The organism is Rathayibacter sp. VKM Ac-2760 (genome assembly GCF_009834185.1).
In the GTDB taxonomy this organism is placed as follows: domain Bacteria; phylum Actinomycetota; class Actinomycetes; order Actinomycetales; family Microbacteriaceae; genus Rathayibacter.
This window is the reverse complement of sequence record NZ_CP047173.1, coordinates 565,824-582,527: the sequence shown is the minus strand read 5'-3', so window position 1 is coordinate 582,527 and position 16,704 is coordinate 565,824. Positions and strand designations below refer to the sequence as shown.

Sequence of the window (16,704 nt, the reverse complement as noted above, 5' to 3'; positions counted from 1 at the left end):
CTGTTTCCGCCACCACCCTGGAGCACCCCGTGAACACCACCGTCACCGTCGACCTGGACCGGCCCGGCGCCACCATCAGCAAGCACGTCTACGGCCACTTCGCCGAGCACCTCGGCCGCTGCATCTACGACGGCTTCTGGGTCGGCGAGGACTCGCCCGTCCCGAACGCCGGCGGGATCCGCCTGGACGTCGTCGAGGCCCTGCGCGCCCTCGACATCCCCAACCTCCGCTGGCCGGGCGGCTGCTTCGCCGACCGCTACCACTGGACCAACGGCATCGGCCCGCGCGAGGAGCGCCCCGGCCTGATCAACACCCAGTGGGGCGGGGTCGCCGAGGACAACTCCTTCGGCACCCACGAGTTCATGGCCCTCTGCGAGCTGCTCGGCGCCGACGCCTACATCTCAGGCAACATCGGCTCCGGCACTGTGCAGGAGATGGCCGACTGGGTCGAGTACCTCACCGGCTCCGGGAAGTCGCCGATGGCGGACCTCCGCCGCTCGCACGGCCGGGAGGAGCCGTGGATCGTCCGCTACTGGGGCCTCGGCAACGAGACCTGGGGCTGCGGCGGCAACATGCGCGCCGGCGCCTACGCCGACCTCGCCCGTCAGTTCGGCACCTTCGTGCAGAGCGGCAACGACGTGCCGCTGCACCGCATCGCCGCGGGCGCCGACGGCGCGGACACGCACTGGACGCAGACGCTGATGGAGGTGATCCCCGAGATCGAGGGGCACCCGTTCTCCTCCGTGCCGTGGGAGTCGATCTCGGTGCACTACTACACGATCGGCGGCAGCTGGCACGCGAAGGGCAGCGCCACCGACTTCGACGCGGACACCTACTGGAGCACGATCGTCGCCGCGCAGGGCATCGAGGAGCTGCTGCGCTCGCACGCCGCCGTGATGGACGTGCACGACCCCGAGAAGAAGTACGGGATGGTGCTCGACGAGTGGGGCACCTGGTGGGACGTCGAGCCGGGCACGCACCCGGGCTTCCTCTTCCAGCAGAACACCATCCGCGACGCGATGGTCGCCGGGATCCACTTCGACGTCTTCCACGCCTTCGCCGACCGGCTGTCGATGGCGAACATCGCGCAGACCGTCAACGTGCTGCAGGCGATGCTGCTGACCGACCCCGACGGCGGCGAGATGGTGCGGACGCCGACCTACCACGTCTTCGAGATGAACAAGGGGCACCAGGACGCGACGGTGCTGCCGACCACGGTCGCCGGCCCGACCCACGCGGTCGACGGGCGCGAGATCGCGCTGGCCTCGGCCTCCGCCTCGGTGAAGGACGGGCGCGTGCTGGTCTCGATGACCAACGTCGACCTCGACGAGCCGCTGGAGATCGAGCTGTCCTTCCGCGGCGGTGCCGTGACCGGAGCGACGGGGCGGCTCCTCACCGCCGACTCGCCCCAGGCGCACAACCGGCCGGGCGACGCCGACGCGGTCAGCCCGGTCGCGCTCGAGGGGCTGGAGACCACCGCGACCGGGCTGCGGGTGACGCTGCCGCCGCACTCCTTCGCGACGGTGTCGCTGGAGCTGGTCGGCGCTCTCGAGCTGACGGGCTCCGACGTGGCAGGGTCGGAGGCATGATCCTGACGCGCACCGAGGCCGCCCGCCGCCCGCCGATGGGCTGGAACAGCTGGGACTGCTTCGGCTCCTCCGTCACCGAGGACGAGGTGCTCGCCAACGCCGAGTACCTCGCCGAGCACCTGCTGCCGCACGGCTGGGACACGGTCGTCGTCGACATCCAGTGGTACGAGCCGGACCCCGGCACGAGCGACTACCAGGAGGTGTCGGAGCCGGTCCTGGACGACTGGGGCCGGCCGCAGCCCGCGGTGGGGCGCTTCCCCTCCGCTGCGACCGGAGGCTTCACCGCGCTCGCCGCACGCGTGCACGCCCTCGGGCTGCGCTTCGGCGTGCACCTGATGCGCGGCGTGCCCCGCCGGGCCGCCGAGCTCGGGCTGCCGGTGCTCGGCTCCGACGCGACCTGCGCCGACATCGCCGACCGCGGCAACGTCTGCCCGTGGAACCCGGACAACTACGGCGTGGACATGACCGTGCCGGGCGCGCAGCAGTACTACGACTCGGTGATGGCGCAGCTGGCGTCGTGGGGCGTCGACTTCGTCAAGCTCGACGACGTGCTCTACCCGCCGATCCAGGCCGACGAGATCGCCGCGCTCTCCCGCGCGATCGACGCGACCGGCCGGCCGATGGTGCTGAGCCTCTCGCCGGGCAAGCAGCTCTCGCTGGAGAACCTCGACGTGCTGCGCGACACGGCGCAGATGTGGCGGATCTCGGACGACTTCTGGGACGACTGGGGGCACCTGCAGGAGCAGTTCCAGCGCGCCGCCCGCTGGGCACCGCACCAGCGGCCCGGCGCGTGGGCCGACGCCGACATGCTGCCGCTCGGCCGGATCGGCGTGCGAGCGCACGTGGGCGAGGACCGCCTCTCGCGCTTCACCCCCGCCGAGCAGCGCACGCTCGTGACGCTCTGGTGCCTGCTGCGCTCGCCGCTGATGATGGGCGGGCACCTCCCCGACACCCCGCCCGAGACCCTGGCGCTGCTGACGAACGACGACGTCCTGGCCCTCCTCTCCAGCGAGGGCAGCCGCGAGATCGTCCGCGACGGCGACCTCGTCGTCTGGAGCGCCTGGCGCGGCGACGCACAGTGGCGCGGCGTCTTCTGGCTCGGCGACGCCCCGCGCTCGTACTCCGCGCACCTCGCCGACCTCGGCTGCACCGGCACCCCCGTCGACGCCTGGACGGGCGAGCCCCTCCCCGTCGCCGACGGCGCGGTCGCGCTCGAGCTCCCCGCGCACGGCGCCCACCTGCTCCGCTTCGCCTGACCCGCTGGGCCGCCCCGCCCCGCCCACTCCTCGTTCTCGGGAGAAGGGGGGCGCGGCGCTGCCCATGCTGATCGAGTAGCGCCCGCAGGGCGCGTATCGAGATCCACCACCGCAAGCACGCCGGGTCTCGATACGCCGCTCCGCGGCTACTCGACCAGCAAGAAGGGAGCCGCTCCGCGGCTGCTCGGCCGGCGTGAGGGGCCGCTCCGCGGCTGTTCCGCCAGCAGGAGCAGGGCGCCGCTGCGCGGCTCCACGACCTCCATGGCAGCTCGCGCGCACTCCCTGATGATTCGACCAGCACCCGAAGGGCACGGATCGAGAGCGACCTCACGCCGCAGAGTCCTCGCACAACCAAGGTGTGAGGATTTTCGCACAAAGCCCACCTGTGCGCTTTTCCTCACAGGAGCGTAATGTGAGGAAATACCCACAGCTGCGGTGCGACACGAGTCGCACTCGAGACCTCAGGAGGAGCCGTGCCGACCATCAAGGCTCGCAAGGCGAGCGATCTCGCCTCGGTCGTCCGCGCTGTGCGCGAGGAGTCCGGCCTGAGCCAGACCGAGCTCGCAGAACGGATCGGCCTGTCGCGCGAGTACGTCGTGAACCTGGAGACCGGGCAGCCGACGCTCTACGCCAAGCGGCTGTTCCGCATCCTGCACGAGCTCGGGATCACGGTCTCCCTCGAGTATCGGGACTCCGCTCGCGACGACGACATCAGCGTTTCGAACAAGAGCAAGTGATCTTGGCGAGGATCGACGTCGGGCTTCGAACACGTGGGTCTCGATACGCCGCTGCGCGGCTACTCGACCAGCAAAGAGGGGCGCCGCTCAGCAACTCCTCGAACGCAACCGACCAGCGCCGGCGCATCATGCTGATCGAGTAGCGCCCGCAGGGCGCGTATCGAGATCCACCATCGCAAGGACGCGGGGTCTCGATACGCCGGTCCGCGGCTGCTCGGCCGGCATGAGGGGCCGCTTCGCGGCCGCTCGACCGGCGTACTTCCGGCAGTACGCAGAAGTTGCGGTAGTCGGGCGCGACTACCGCAACTTCTGCGTGCTGGGGGCGGGTCAGGACTCCGTGTCGGTGAGGGCGTCGAGGCGGGCGACGTCGTCCGCCGAGAGGGGGAAGTCGACCTGGGCGTTCTCGAGGATGCGGGAGGGTGTCGTCGACTTGGGCAGCGGCAGCACGTCCTTCTCGAGGAGGTAGCGGATGCAGAGCTGCGCGACGGAGACGCCGTTCGACTTCGCGATGTCGGCGAGGTCGGAGTTCTCGAGCAGGCCGCCGGTCGCGAGCGGCGAGTAGCCCTCGACGAGGATGCCGTTCGCGCGGCAGTACTCCGTGGTCTCGTCCTGGGTGTTGCCGACGAACCAGCGGATCTGGTTCGCGTGCGGCTTCACGTCGGTCGCCGCGATCAGCGACTCCAGGTCGTCGACCGAGAAGTTGGAGACGCCGATGGCGCGGGCGCGGCCGGAGTCGTAGATCTCCTCCATCGCCTTCCAGGCCGCGATGTTGCCGTCGCGGTGGTCCGAGCCCATGTCCGACCACGGCCACGGCGCGTGGATCAGGTAGAGGTCGACGTGGTCGAGCTGGAGCTCGGCCAGGGTGGTCTCGAAGCTGTCCTTCGCGCCGGCGTGGTCCTTGACCTCGGCGGGCAGCTTCGTGGTGATGAAGACGTCGTCGCGCGCGATGCCGCTGTCGCGCAGGGCCCGGCCGACGCTCGCCTCGTTGCCGTAGCCGCGGGCGGTGTCGATGTGGCGGTAGCCGGCCTCGAGGGCCGTGGTCACCGCGTCGTAGGCGTCGGCGCCGTCCTCGATCTGCCAGGTGCCGAAGCCGATCTTCGGGATCTCGACCCCGTTGGACAGGGTGAAGGTGTCGGTCAGTGCAGGCATGTCGCTCCTCGAGAGGTCCGGCCCCGTGCGCGTCCTCGCGCCGGGGGTGCTGCTGTTCACGGTAGGCGCGCGGGGCGGCGGGCGCAGGCCCCTTGCGCCCCGCGTCCGGGCGGCCTGCCCGCGCTCCCTGCTGATCGAGTAGCGACCGCAGGGCGCGTATCGAGATCCACCGAGATCGGACACGTGGGTCTCGATACGCCGCTCCGCGGCTACTCGACCAGCAAGGGGGGGGCTGCTCGACCAGTCGGCCCCGGGTCAGGCCGGGGTGACCGACCACGGGGTGCGGAGGGCGCGCTCGGTGAGCAGGCGGCGCTCGCCCGTCAGGGCGACGGCGGCGACCTGCGCCGCGTCGGCCGCGGAGGGGCCCGCGATCAGCCGCAGCGGTCCCGGATCCACGCTGAGCGCGCCGTCCTCGCCGGTCGCCGCGAGCCGCGCCGCCTCGACGTGGAAGTGCACGGTCAGCGACTCGCCCACGGCGATGGGAACGCGCGCGTAGCCGATCAGCTGAACGGCCGGCCGCACGACGGGCGACGACGGGAACGCGGCGTACAGCTGCACGACCTCGACCGAGTCCTCGCCGCTGTTGCGGATCGTCACCGCGGCGTCGAGGGCCCCGTCCACCGCCAGCACGGCAGGCGCCGACAGCGCCTCGTAGGCGATCGCGCCGCGGGTCAGGCCGAAGCCGAACGGGTGCAGCGGCGTGTTGTCGAGCGCGGTGATCCCCGGATTGGAGAGCCCGAGCGCCGGCTGGAGGTACGTCGTCGACGCCGAGCTCTCCCGCGGGATCTGCACGGGCAGCCGCCCGGTCGGCGCGACCCGCCCGGAGAGCACGCCGGCGACCGCGGCCGCCCCGTCCGCTCCGGGGAAGAACGCCTGCACGACGCCGCGCGCCGCCCCATAGGCACCGAGCGCGTACGGCCGGCCGGAGAGCACGACCAGCACGGTCGGCACGCCGGTGGCCAGCACCGCCGAGACCAGCTCGTCCTGCGCGCCGGGCAGCCGCAGGTCGGCCGCGTCGCAGCCCTCCCCCGAGGTGCCGTCGCCGAACAGCCCGGCCACGTCGCCGACGACGACCACGGCCGCGTCGCTCGCCCGCGCCGTCGCGACGGCCTCGGCGATCGCGGAGGCGTCCGCGGAGGTGATCGACCCGCCCGCCGCGAAGCGCACGCGGTCCGCGCCGAGCTCGTCGCGCAGGGCGCTCAGCAGGGTCGGGATCTCGATCCCGAGCTCGTGCCCCGGGTGCTTGGAGAGCACGTGGTTCGGGAACGCGTAGCAGCCGACGAGGCTGCGGAACTGGTCCGCCGCCGGGCCCAGCACCGCGACGGTGCCGGAGGCGAGCAGCCCGCGGACGTCGTCGTCGCGCAGCAGCACGACCGACTCCTCCGCGATCCGGAGCGAGATCGCCCGGTTCTGCGCACTGTCGAGGTCGACCGATTCGGCGCCCTCGGGCACGAGGGGCCCGCCGTCGAGCAGCCCGGCCTCGAACTTGTGCCGGAGGTGCCGCTGGACCGAGCGGTCGAGATCGCGCTCGTCGACGACGCCCTCGCGGACGAGCCGCGGCAGCTCGACGTAGGCCGCGGTCTGCGGCAGCTCGACGTCCACGCCGGCGCGGATCGCCAGGCGCCCCGCGTCCGCGGTGTCGACCGCGACGTGGTGCATCGCCTGGAGGAACGGCACGGCCCAGTAGTCGGCCACGACCGTGCCCTCGAAGCCCCACTTCTCGCGGAGGATGGTCGTCAGCAGGTGCCGGTTCGAGCTGCTGGGCACGCCGTCGATGTCGGTGTAGGAGGTCATCACGCTGCGCGCGCCGCCGTGCCGCAGCGCGGCCTCGAACGGCGGCAGCACGGTGTCCGCGATCTCGCGCGGCCCCATGCTGACCGGAGCGTGGTTGCGGGCGCCGCGGGAGGCCGCGTAGCCGGCGAAGTGCTTGAGCGTCGCGATGACCCCCGTCGACTCGATCCCTGCGACGTAGGCCGCGCCGAGCTGCGAGACGAGGTACGGGTCCTCGCCGAGGGTCTCCTCCACCCGGCCCCAGCGGTAGTCCTTCACCACGTCGACGACGGGCGCGAGCCCCTGGTGGAGGCCGAGGGCGCGCATGTCGGCGCCGATCGCGGCCGCCATCTCGCCGACGAGCTCCTCGTCGAAGGTGGCCGCCCATGCGAGCGGCGTCGGGAAGGCGGTGGCGCCGAACGCGGCGAGGCCGGTCAGGCACTCCTCGTGCGCGATCGCCGGGATGCCGAGGCGCTGCGAGGAGACGACGCGCTCCTGCAGCTCGCGCAGCCGACGCACCCCCTCCGGCACCGAGACGGGCTCGGTGCCGAAGACGCGGGTGAGCTGGCCGAGGCCGCCGGCGAAGGGGTCGGCCGCGGCCTCGGGTCCGCCCTCGAGCTTCGGCGCGAAGTCGTCGGCGGAGTCGGTGAGCCAGACGGAGCCGAGCTGGGCCGCCTTCTCCTCGAGCGTGAGCTCGGCGGTGAGGAGGCGGGCCCGCTCGCTCGCGGGGAGGGAGCGGTCCCGCCAGCCGTGCTCGGCGGCCGGGTCCCCGTGCTCGATCCGATCGGAGGGGTCGAGCGTACCGGAGGGGTCGAGCGTGGTGGAGGCGTCGCGCGTCACCCCTTGAACGCCCCGTCCATGATCCCGGACACCATCCGGCGGCCGACGAAGAAGAACGCGATCAGCAGCGGGAGCGTCGCCATGAACGAACCGCCCATCGCCAGCGCCACGTCGATCGACCGGTTGGCCTGCAGCTGCTTCAGCGCGATCTGCACCGTGAACAGCTCCGGCGACTTCAGCACGATGAACGGCCACATGAAGTCGTTCCAGACCGCCGTGAACGTGATCAGCCCGAGCACGAACGCCGCCGGCCGGACGACCGGGAAGGCGACCCGCCAGAACAGCTGCCACGAGTTCGCCCCGTCGATGCGCGCCGCCTGGATCAGCTCGTCGCTCACCGTCGTGGACATGTGCTGCCGCATCCAGAAGATGCCGAAGGCGCTGGCCAGACCCGGCACGATGATCGCCTGGAGGGTGTCGACCCAGTCGAGCGCCGAGATGATCAGGTACTGCGGGATGATGCTCAGCTGCGCCGGCACCGTCATGGTCAGCAGCACGATCAGGAACAGCACGTTGCGGCCCGGGAACTGCAGCTTCGCGAAGGCGAAGCCGGCCATCGCGCAGAGGATCGCGGAGAGGACCGCGATGCTCAGCGACACGATCAGCGAGTTGAACAGCGACGCGATGAACGGCACGGTGTCGAACACCTTCTCCGCGATGGCGAAGAAGTTCGTGCCCGGGTACAGGCGCGGCGGGATCGACGTGACGGCCGTCGCTCCGACCGAGGCGATCACGAACATGTAGTAGAGCGGGAAGACCGAGACGAGCACGGCCACGGCGAGGAAGACGTAGGTCGGCCAGCCGACCCCGCCGCCCTTGCCGCGACGGCGCGGGAGCAGCTTCGGAGTGTCGCCGGCCGCGACGGCGCGCGCCTGCGGGAGGGCCTGATCGATCACATCGGACATCAGACGGCCGCCTTCCGGGTGCGGGTGGACAGGTAGAAGTTGAGCAGCGAGACGACGACGACGATCACGAACAGCACGACGCCGATCGCGGAGCCGTAGCCGAACTTGAACTGGCCGAAGCCCTGCTCGTAGAGGAACAGCGCGAGCGTCTGGCACTGCCGGCCGGCGCCGCAGGTGAGGCCCGATTCGGGAGCCACCAGGAGCGCCTCCGTGAAGATCTGCAGACCGCCGATGGTCGACATGATCACGGTGAAGACGATGATCGGGCGCAGCGCCGGAATGGTGAGGTGGCGGAACTGCTGCCAGCTGGAGGCGCCGTCGACCGAGGCGGCCTCGAACATCTCGCGCGGGAGCGACTGGAGCCCCGCCAGATAGAGGAGCGTGTTGTAGCCGAACCAGCGCCAGAACACCATCGTCGAGATGACGATCCAGGAGCCGTAGTTGGTGGCGAGGAAGTTGATCGAGGGCAGTCCGAAGATGCCGAGGAACCAGTTGATCAGGCCGAAGTTCTTGTCGAAGATCTGCGCGAAGACGATCGCGGTCGCCGCGACGGAGGTGATGTAGGGCACCAGCAGCGCCATGCGCCAGAAGTTCGCCCAGCGCAGTCGCGCATGGTTGAGCAGGTGCGCCAGGAAGAGCGCGAAGAGCAGCTGCGGCACCGTCGAGATGATGAAGATGCCGAAGGTGTTGACCAGGGCGTTCCAGAACCGGCTGTCCGCGAAGAGCTGCTGGAAGTTCGCGAGGCCGACGAAGGTCTGCTCGCCGATCGGGTTCCAGTCGAAGAGCGAGACGTAGAACGTGAAGAGCAGCGGGAAGAGCCCGAAGACGATGAAGATGATGAAGAAGGGAGCGACGTACGCGTAGGGGGCGATCCGCTCCGAGAGGGAGTTGCGGATGCGCGCGGCCTTCTGCACGGGAACGCTGGGCTGCTTGCGCTGCTTGGGGGGACGTACGACTGTCGCCGTTGACACGTGGGTTACCTCCGTCGAAGGGGCGGCCCGGCGCGCGAGGCGCCGGGCCGCTCGGGTGGTGGGGCGATCAGCCGCCGATGGCCTGCTTGGCCGTGTCGAGGGCGGTCGACCACGCCTTGTCGGAGGTGACGTTGCCCGCCTCCAGCTCGACGAGGGTGTTCAGCAGGGCGCCGTTGATCGGCGTCGTGTCCGGGCCGTTGTAGAAGGAGGGGAACTGCTCGACCGAGGTGGCCATGACCTCGCCGATCTTCGAGTCGCCGAAGAACGGGTCGGTGTAGTTGCGGACCGCGTCGCTCGAGACGGCGTCGGTGGCGGCGGGCAGGGTGCCCGAGGCCTCGAAGTGGTCGGTCTGGCCCTCGGCGGACATCATGGTCTTGATGTACTGCCAGGCGGCCTCGGGGTGCTCGGCGCGGGCCGGGATGGCGATGACGCTCCCGCCCCAGTTGCCGCCGACGCCGGGGACGCTGGTGATGCGCCAGTTGCCCGCGGTGTCGGGGGCGTCGGTCTTGATGCCCGCGAGGATCCACGACGGCGCGATGGTCACGGCGAAGGCGCCGTTGGCGCGGCCGGGGGCCCAGCCCGAGGACCAGGCGGCGATGCCGGCGCTGATGCCGGCGTCCTTGGTGTCCACGGCGACCTGGAAGGCGTCCTCGACCTGCGGGTTGGTGTCGTAGACGAGCTCGCCGTCGGGCGAGTAGTACTTCTCCGACACCTGGTTGACGGTGGAGAAGAAGACGCTGGTCTCGATGTTGTCGACGAACGGCTTGCCGGTCGCCTCGGTGTACTTCTCGCCCATCGCGATGAAGGACGGCCAGTCCTTCCACATCTCGGCGACCTCGGCCGGGTCGGTCGGCAGACCGGCGGCCTCGAAGAGGTCGGCGCGGTAGGCGAAGCCGAGTCCGCCCACGTCGGTGGGCACGCCCACGACGGAGCCGTCGTCGGCGGTCGCGGCGGAGGCGGCCCACGGCAGGTACGCGGAGGAGACGTCGTCGCCGCCGAGGGTGCGCAGGTCGAGGAAGTTCGAGCTGTTGGCGACGAACTGGGGCAGGTCGTCGTTCTGGATCATCACCAGGTCGGGGACCTTGCCGCCGGCCAGCGCCGCGGTGAGGGCGGTCGCGGTCTCGGTGGTGCTGCCGACCTCGGAGAGCTTGATCTTCGCATCGGGCATCTTCGCCAGATACTCGTCGACGCTGTCCTTGGCGTTGATGCCGGTGAAGGACCAGAAGGTCGCCTCGGCGTTCGGGTCGTCGGACGCGCCGCCGCCGCTTCCGGATGAGCATCCGGTGAGGGCGAGGGCCACGGCGGCGGCGGCTGCGGCGACGGCCGTCAGTCTTCTGTTCACGATTGTTCCTCTTCGTCGGGGATTCGCGGGGTCTCTCGAAAGGAGACTCGGTGGGGCAGAGAACGATCTCTTGGACGCCAAGGTAGCCCGCCTTTCTCCCTCGTGCAAGCGCGATCACGGAGTCGTTACCGCAGCGTGAGATATCGATCTCCCCTAGGATTGGCAAGAACTTTCGCAAATCGCGACCGTCTCTCCCCCCGGGGAGCGGTTCCCGTGGGAATCTGGAGATCGAGCACCCGGCGCCCCGGTCCGCTCCCCTCCTCGCTCAGAAGGATGCAGCCATGACCCGACCCACGCTCGTGGACGTCGCACAGGCCGCGGGGGTCTCCCGCGCCACCGCCGCCCGGGTCCTCGCGGGGGGCACGAACGTCGACGTCCGGATGTCGGCCGCCGTCGAGCACGCCGCCAAGCAGCTCGGCTACGAGGCCAACAGCGCCGCGCGGATGCTCCGCGGCGGCCGCTCCGGCGCGATCGCGCTGATCGTCGCCTTCAACGAGCTCGACAGCCTCACCGGCACGTTCTTCACCTCGGTGCTCAAGGGCGCGGCGAAGGGCCTCTACGCCGCCGAGGTGCAGCCCGTGCTGCTGCCGGCCGACCACGACGACGGCGACCGGATCCCCAAGTTCCTGCGCTCGCGCGCGGTCGACGGAGCGATCGTGATCCTCCAGCACGAGATCACCCACCTGGCGCAGGCGCTCGCCGACTCCCCCGTGCCGATCGCCTGGGTCGGCCGGCCGCGGGTCGCCCTGGCCGAGGACGCGATCGTGATCGACTCCGACAACTACGGCGGCGGCCGGCTCGCCGCCCGCGCGCTCGCCGACTCCGGGCGGCGGCGGCTCGGGATCATCGCCGGCCCGCACGACATGGAGCCCGCCCGCGACCGCATCCGCGGCTGGCGCGACGAGCTCACCGAGCTGGGCATCGACCACAGCCCGATCGTGCACGGCGAGTTCACCCTCGAGAGCGGCTCGGCCGCGATGGCGCGGCTGCTGCAGCGCCACCCCGACCTCGACGGCGTCTTCGCCTCCTCCGATCTGATGGCCAACGGCGCGATCCGCGTGCTGCAGGCCTCGGGCCGGCGCGTGCCCGCCGACATCTCGGTGGTCGGCTTCGACGACGTGGTCATCGCGACCACCTCGGATCCGACGCTGACCACGATCCGGCAGCCGCTGGAGGAGATGGGGCGCGTCGCCGCGGAGACCGTGGTGGCCGTGGTGGCGGGCCGCGAGGTCGACCGGCAGCCGATCCTGGCGACGACGCTCGTGCAGCGGGAGTCGGCGTGAGCGCGGCGCCGCACCGGCTGATCGTCAGCACCGACGCCGCGAACGAGGCGGACGACCAGTTCGCGATCGTGCAGGCGCTGCTGAGCGGGACGCTCGACGTGCGGGCGCTCGTGGCGGCGCACTTCGGCCGGGCGGGGAGCCTGCGGGAGTCTCGGGCGGAGATCGATCGCGTGGTGGCGCTCGCCGGGGCCGACGTGCGGGTCGTGGACGGTTCCGAGTCGGCGCTGGACGGCTCTGCGTCGGCGGACTCCGAGGGCTCGCGCGTCATCGTCGAGGAGGCGCTGCACGGCGAGGGCCGGCTCTGGATCGCCGTGCTCGGCCCGCTGACCGACGTCGCCGCGGCGCTGCTCGCCGAGCCGTCGATCGCCGAGCGCGACGTCGTGGTCGTCTGGGTGGGCGGCCCGCCCTACGAGGGGGTCGCCGCGTACCATCCGGAGTTCAACCTGATCAACGACGTCGCCGCCGCGAACGCCGTGCTGGAGTCGGGAGTCGCCGTCTGGCAGATCCCGATGCCGGTCTACACGATGGTCGGCGTCGGCCACGCCGAGCTGCGCACGCGCCTCGGCGGCACCAGCCCGCTCGGCGACTACCTCGTCGACCAGCTGATCGCCTTCAACGCGACGATCCCCTACGGCCCGCTCGACTTCCGCTCCCTCGGCGACAGCCCCGCGATCGGCGCCGTGATGAACCCGGCAGGCGGCCGCTGGCGCGAGGTCCCCGCCCCGCGCTTCACCCCCGCCGGCGACCTGCAGCCCGGCGTCGGCCCGCACTCGATCCGCGTCTGCGACTCCTTCGACACCCGCTGGCTCCTCGAGGACCTCTTCGCGAAGCTCGTGGAGTTCGGCCGCGCCGGCCGCTGAGCCGTCCGCGCGACCAGGTCGTCTAAGACTTTCTAAGCCTGTCTAACGTTTTTCTTGGATTCGGGTGGATATTCGTAGCCTCGATCCGTCGAGGCAGCTCGGTGCGCTGCAGCGGCGGAGCGGTCGAGCGGCAGCGTCATGCTGATCGAGTAGCCCGCTCCGCGGGCGTATCGAGATCCACCCAGCAGACCACGCCGGGTCTCGATACGCGGCTGCGCCGCTGCTCGACCAGCATGGCCGGCCCGCCGTGCCCCACGGCAGCACGGCGGCCCCAGCATGCCGATCGACCAGCAGCTGAGCGACCACAGCATGCTGATCGAGCAGCGCCCGCAGGGCGCGTATCGAGATCCCCCTTCTCGAGCACGGCTGTCACCGACCATCGACTGCTCGGCGAGCAGGTCGTCCCCGTCCTGCCCGGCTACGCGAACGGGTCGACGTCCCGCCAGGCCCGGCCGAGGCCGACCTCGCGGCGGAGGCGGAGGAGCGGGTCGGCCGCGGTGTAGACGCGGCCGCGCTTCTCGCCGCTCGTCGCGAGGAGTCCCGCCTGCGCGAGCGTCGCCAGATCGCGCGTGGCGGTCTGGGGACTGATCGGCGTTCCCGCCTCCGCCAGGGAGGCGATGTAGCGGCCGCGGCTGACGGTCGCCCCGAAGAGCGCGTCGAACAGCGGATCCAGGGCCCGGTCGTCGACACCCGCGGCTCGCAGCAGCTCGCTGAGGGCGGTCGAGGCGTCGCTGGCGGCGGTGATGCGCGCGGCGCGCTCCCGGGCCTGGTTGAGGTGGGCGGTGAGGACGAAGCGGATCCAGGGGCGCACGCTCTCGGGCGTCGCCGAGTCAGGATCCCAGGCGCCCCGGCCCACCTGCGCGAGGACGTCGTAGTAGGCCTGCGTACGGCGGCCCAGGTACTCCTCGATCGAGAGGAAGACGGGCGAGACGTCGTCGTCCGCGGCGAGGACGAGGGACTGCAGCACGCGGGCCATGCGCCCGTTGCCGTCCTTGAAGGGGTGCACGAGCACGAAGTTGAGATGCGCCATCGCCGCGTCGACGAGGTGGTCGCCGGTCACGACGATCGTGTCGGCCAGCTCCTCCATCAGGGCCGGGACGGCATCGGCGTCGGCTCCCTCGTGGACGATGTCCCCCGTGATCTCCTGCTGCACGAAGACGGGTCCGGTCCGGTAGCGACCCGGTCGCTGCGAGAGGTCGTAGGACGTCACCATGTAGTGCAGGCTGCGGATCAGGGTGGGGTCGACCACGACCGGGTCCTGCGCGAGCTGGAGCACATAGGTCATCGCCAGCTGGTAGCCCGTGAGGGCGCGCTCGGTCTCGTCGTCGACGTCGACCGGGCTCTCGCCCTGCGCGATCGCCGCCACGTCGTCGACGCTGGCGTGGATGCCCTCGATGCTGTTCGATCCCTGCACGTTCCGCGCGAACGTCATGCGCCGCAGCGACGCCGTCCACCGGTTGCCCTGCCGCACCTGGTACCTCAGCGAGTCGCTCAGCTCCTGGATCCGGGCGCGGACCTCCAACTCCTCGTCGTTCAGATCAGGGGCGACGTACACGAACCCTCCCCGCCTCGATGACTATTAGTAATCATCATAGCCGCATCTCCCCCCTTGGCCGCGGCAGACCCCCGCCCCCGCCCCTGTCCCCGTCCCTCAGAAGTTGCGGTGGTCGCCCTCGACTACCGCGACTTTCGAGGACTGGAAGCGGCGGAGCGAGCGCCGCGCGCCGCCCGGCCCGTGTTCCGCGCCCAGCACGTGCCGGGCAGGGAGAGAAGGACAAGACTCATGACCCATACCCAGGAGGTCATTCCGATGAGGCCGTCATCGGTTCATCCCTCCTCGAGGAGAAAGAGGACCGACATGAAGAGGACGATCACCGCCCTCGCGGGAGGCACTGCGCTGATCGGCGCGCTGCTGCTGGCGCCGGGAGCAGCTCACGCTGCGGACCGACCCACCCCGGAGGATCTGACCGCTGCGCAGAAGGAGGCGATCGCAATCTGGGAGGCACCGCAGAAGATGACCGGATCCTCGCTGACCAGCGTCTCGGAGCTGAGGACCTCGAGAACGGATGACGCCCCGACGACTCGAACGAGTCTGTACCGCGGCAGCTTCCTGATGTGGGCGAACGAGAGGGTCGACTTCGGCTCCACCGACTCCTCCGTCTCGTGGAGCTCGGGATTCCAGGAGTCCGGCGCCGTGTTCCCGAACAACGTCACGCAGAACGGGACGTCGAGGATCCTGAGCACCCGTGGGAAGCACACCTGGCGTGGCAGCTACACGGTGGGTGCGGGAGTACCCACGCCGTGGGGCAACGCGAACGTCTACGACGCCAGTGCGACCGCGACCACCGAGGTGCGTGCCGGCGGCGCCTGGTCGGCCTCCTGGGGATGACGCAGCGGGGCCTGCGCGTCGAGGGGCTCGCCACGAGAGGCGGTGGGCGCGCGGTTCTGCGGGGGGTCGATCTGAACCTGTCGCCCGGCGACTTCCTGCTGCTGCTCGGGCGGAACGGCGCCGGCAAGACCACGCTGTTCCGGTGCCTGCTGGGGCTCACCCGGCACTCGGGCACCGTGCGCGTGGATCACGGGGGTGCGACGCCGGGTCGCCACGCCGATGTCGCGCCGGTCCTCGACCGCTCGAGCCTGCACCCGGGCTGGTCGGTCAAGGCGAACATCGACTACCAGCTCAACGAATCGGCGGGGCATCGGCACCAGCTCGTCCAGGAGCTGCTCTCGCCTGAGATCCTCCGCGCCCGCGCCGGGCGGCTGTCCACCGGCCAGCGGAAGACGGTCATGCTCTCGATCGCCCTCGCCTCGGGCGCTCCGGTGCTGCTGCTCGACGAGTTCGCGAACGGGCTCGACCTCGCCGGCCGGCACCAGATGCGGGTCCACCTGCGACGGGCCTGCGAGCAGGGTCGCATCGTCATCGCCACGGGTCACGACCTCACCGCATTCGAGGGACTCCCCTCCTGCGTCGGCGAGCTCGTCGACGGGACTCTCCTCGACGTCACCACCGCCCACCCGCTCCTCCGACGGCCGGAGAGCCATGACCTCCGTGCTCCGTGAGATCCGAAGGGAGCTGCGAGGAGCGGTCAGCTCCCGGCTGCTCCTCGTCCTGCTGCTCGCCGGCGCCGTCTTCGCGGCCTGGAGCGCGGTGACCGACTGCGGCAACGCCGAATCCACCGCGGCGCTCTTCATGAGGACCGCCGCCGACCACACTGCGGCCGGGCAGTCCGTCGAGGAGGCCCTGGCAGCGCCATTGACCGTGACCTCGCTCGGCGACGGACGGACCGAGATCGACAATCCGCTGCGCTTCGATTTCGAGGCAGCGGTCGCGGCCTCGGCGGCGCTCGACCCCGCTGGGGCCGTCAGCACGGCGCTCAGCCTGGCGCTGGTCCTCGCGACCCCGCTCCTCGGCTATGCCGTGGGGCTGTTCGCCGCGACCACCGATCTGCGCAGCGGGTCGATCATCGTGAGGTGGCCGCAGGTCCGCGGCGTGCGCACCTTCCTCGCCGCGAAGGCCGCCCTCCTCGTCCTGGCCGTCCTGACGTTCGGCGGGGCGCTCGCGCTGTGCTCCTCCCTCGCCGGACTGGTCACCGCGCAGCTGCGACCGTCCGTCCTCGGCGATGCTGTGCGGGAGCCGCCCGCCGACCCCGGCCGGATCGCCGCGCTGTCCGCCGCGTTCCTGCTGATCGGCGTCGCCTTCGCCGCGCTGGGATTCTGCGTCGCGACGGTGACGAGGGAGCGCGCGTTCTCGCTCACCGGCTTCGCTCTCGCGTACTACCTGCTGCCGATCTTGGGGCCGTGGGACCCACGGAATCTCATCCCCAGCGTCGCGGCTCCCTGGCTCGCGTTCCACGGCGGATTCCAGCCGCGGGCGGTCGGCGATCTCGGTGTGCTGCCGAGCGCACTCTCGCTCAGCGCCGGCCCGCTGCTGCTCTTCGGCGTGTGCGCGGCGGTATGGACGCTCCGCGACAGGACGCCGGACGACCTGTGAGAGGCCGCCAC

Annotated in this window: 14 protein-coding genes; 8 read left to right on the top strand and 6 right to left on the bottom strand. The window is 71.1% G+C overall.

Going from position 1 to position 16,704, the window contains the following annotated elements:
• Nucleotides 1-29: 29 nt before the first annotated feature.
• From GSU72_RS02580 to GSU72_RS02570, 3 genes are all read left to right on the top strand, one after another.
• Complete coding sequence (locus tag GSU72_RS02580) at nucleotides 30-1,589, top strand: alpha-L-arabinofuranosidase C-terminal domain-containing protein (RefSeq protein WP_244256073.1); 1,560 nt, start codon at nucleotides 30-32, stop codon at nucleotides 1,587-1,589.
• Entirely contained in the window at nucleotides 1,586-2,845 is a 1,260-nt protein-coding gene (locus GSU72_RS02575) for a glycoside hydrolase family 27 protein (protein ID WP_244255938.1), read from the top strand. The genes GSU72_RS02580 and GSU72_RS02575 overlap by 4 nt, the downstream gene beginning before the upstream one ends.
• 473 nt (nucleotides 2,846-3,318) lie before the next feature.
• Nucleotides 3,319-3,582 (top strand): helix-turn-helix transcriptional regulator, encoded by a 264-nt coding sequence (locus GSU72_RS02570; RefSeq protein WP_159983470.1) that lies wholly within the window; start codon nucleotides 3,319-3,321, stop codon nucleotides 3,580-3,582.
• Between the two features lie 327 nt (nucleotides 3,583-3,909).
• Here GSU72_RS02570 and GSU72_RS02565 read toward each other — a convergent pair whose 3' ends face one another.
• The 5 genes from GSU72_RS02565 to GSU72_RS02545 all read right to left on the bottom strand — a co-directional run bounded on the left by GSU72_RS02565 (nucleotide 3,910) and on the right by GSU72_RS02545 (nucleotide 10,559).
• Nucleotides 3,910-4,731 carry an aldo/keto reductase gene (locus GSU72_RS02565; RefSeq protein WP_159983468.1) on the bottom strand — a complete coding sequence of 274 codons (822 nt, stop codon included), beginning with the start codon at nucleotides 4,729-4,731 and terminating at the stop codon, nucleotides 3,910-3,912.
• Between the two features lie 255 nt (nucleotides 4,732-4,986).
• Nucleotides 4,987-7,341, bottom strand: coding sequence for a glycoside hydrolase family 3 N-terminal domain-containing protein (locus tag GSU72_RS02560; RefSeq protein WP_244255937.1), 2,355 nt, complete (start codon nucleotides 7,339-7,341; stop codon nucleotides 4,987-4,989).
• Nucleotides 7,338-8,246, bottom strand: coding sequence for a carbohydrate ABC transporter permease (locus tag GSU72_RS02555; RefSeq protein WP_159983466.1), 909 nt, complete (start codon nucleotides 8,244-8,246; stop codon nucleotides 7,338-7,340). Before GSU72_RS02555 ends, GSU72_RS02560 begins: the two co-directional genes overlap by 4 nt.
• Nucleotides 8,246-9,217, bottom strand: a complete 972-nt coding sequence (locus tag GSU72_RS02550; protein ID WP_208545132.1) for a sugar ABC transporter permease — start codon at nucleotides 9,215-9,217, stop codon at nucleotides 8,246-8,248. Before GSU72_RS02550 ends, GSU72_RS02555 begins: the two co-directional genes overlap by 1 nt.
• 67 nt (nucleotides 9,218-9,284) lie before the next feature.
• Nucleotides 9,285-10,559, bottom strand: coding sequence for an extracellular solute-binding protein (locus GSU72_RS02545; RefSeq protein WP_159983464.1), 1,275 nt, complete (start codon nucleotides 10,557-10,559; stop codon nucleotides 9,285-9,287).
• Between the two features lie 281 nt (nucleotides 10,560-10,840).
• On the opposite strand from GSU72_RS02545, the gene GSU72_RS02540 reads away from it, so the two are divergent.
• Both GSU72_RS02540 and GSU72_RS02535 read left to right on the top strand, forming a co-directional pair.
• On the top strand, nucleotides 10,841-11,842 hold the full coding sequence (locus tag GSU72_RS02540) for a LacI family DNA-binding transcriptional regulator (protein ID WP_159983462.1): 1,002 nt from the start codon (nucleotides 10,841-10,843) through the stop codon (nucleotides 11,840-11,842).
• A complete protein-coding gene (locus GSU72_RS02535; RefSeq protein ID WP_159983460.1) occupies nucleotides 11,839-12,702 on the top strand; it encodes a nucleoside hydrolase in 864 nt (287 codons plus the stop codon). The genes GSU72_RS02540 and GSU72_RS02535 overlap by 4 nt, the downstream gene beginning before the upstream one ends.
• Nucleotides 12,703-13,120: 418 nt before the next feature.
• Here GSU72_RS02535 and GSU72_RS02530 read toward each other — a convergent pair whose 3' ends face one another.
• A complete protein-coding gene (locus GSU72_RS02530) occupies nucleotides 13,121-14,257 on the bottom strand; it encodes a Fic family protein (RefSeq protein ID WP_159983458.1) in 1,137 nt (378 codons plus the stop codon).
• 303 nt (nucleotides 14,258-14,560) lie between these two features.
• Here GSU72_RS02530 and GSU72_RS02525 point away from each other — a divergent pair, with 303 nt between their 5' ends.
• The 3 genes from GSU72_RS02525 to GSU72_RS02515 are packed head-to-tail and all read left to right on the top strand — an operon-like array spanning nucleotide 14,561 to nucleotide 16,693.
• Complete coding sequence (locus tag GSU72_RS02525; RefSeq protein ID WP_159983456.1) at nucleotides 14,561-15,091, top strand: hypothetical protein; 531 nt, start codon at nucleotides 14,561-14,563, stop codon at nucleotides 15,089-15,091.
• Nucleotides 15,088-15,762, top strand: a complete 675-nt coding sequence (locus GSU72_RS02520; protein WP_159983454.1) for an ATP-binding cassette domain-containing protein — start codon at nucleotides 15,088-15,090, stop codon at nucleotides 15,760-15,762. The genes GSU72_RS02525 and GSU72_RS02520 overlap by 4 nt, the downstream gene beginning before the upstream one ends.
• Nucleotides 15,743-16,693 carry a hypothetical protein gene (locus tag GSU72_RS02515; RefSeq protein ID WP_159983452.1) on the top strand — a complete coding sequence of 317 codons (951 nt, stop codon included), beginning with the start codon at nucleotides 15,743-15,745 and terminating at the stop codon, nucleotides 16,691-16,693. The genes GSU72_RS02520 and GSU72_RS02515 overlap by 20 nt, the downstream gene beginning before the upstream one ends.
• Nucleotides 16,694-16,704: the final 11 nt, after the last annotated feature.

Coding starts and splice junctions, on each gene's coding strand:
- GSU72_RS02540 (WP_159983462.1), top strand. CDS start 10,841: ATGACCCGACCCACGCTCGTGGACGTCGCACAGGCCGCGGGGGTCTCC.
- GSU72_RS02575 (WP_244255938.1), top strand. CDS start 1,586: ATGATCCTGACGCGCACCGAGGCCGCCCGCCGCCCGCCGATGGGCTGG.
- GSU72_RS02525 (WP_159983456.1), top strand. CDS start 14,561: ATGAAGAGGACGATCACCGCCCTCGCGGGAGGCACTGCGCTGATCGGC.
- GSU72_RS02520 (WP_159983454.1), top strand. CDS start 15,088: ATGACGCAGCGGGGCCTGCGCGTCGAGGGGCTCGCCACGAGAGGCGGT.
- GSU72_RS02565 (WP_159983468.1), bottom strand. CDS start 4,731: ATGCCTGCACTGACCGACACCTTCACCCTGTCCAACGGGGTCGAGATC.
- GSU72_RS02555 (WP_159983466.1), bottom strand. CDS start 8,246: ATGTCCGATGTGATCGATCAGGCCCTCCCGCAGGCGCGCGCCGTCGCG.
- GSU72_RS02515 (WP_159983452.1), top strand. CDS start 15,743: ATGACCTCCGTGCTCCGTGAGATCCGAAGGGAGCTGCGAGGAGCGGTC.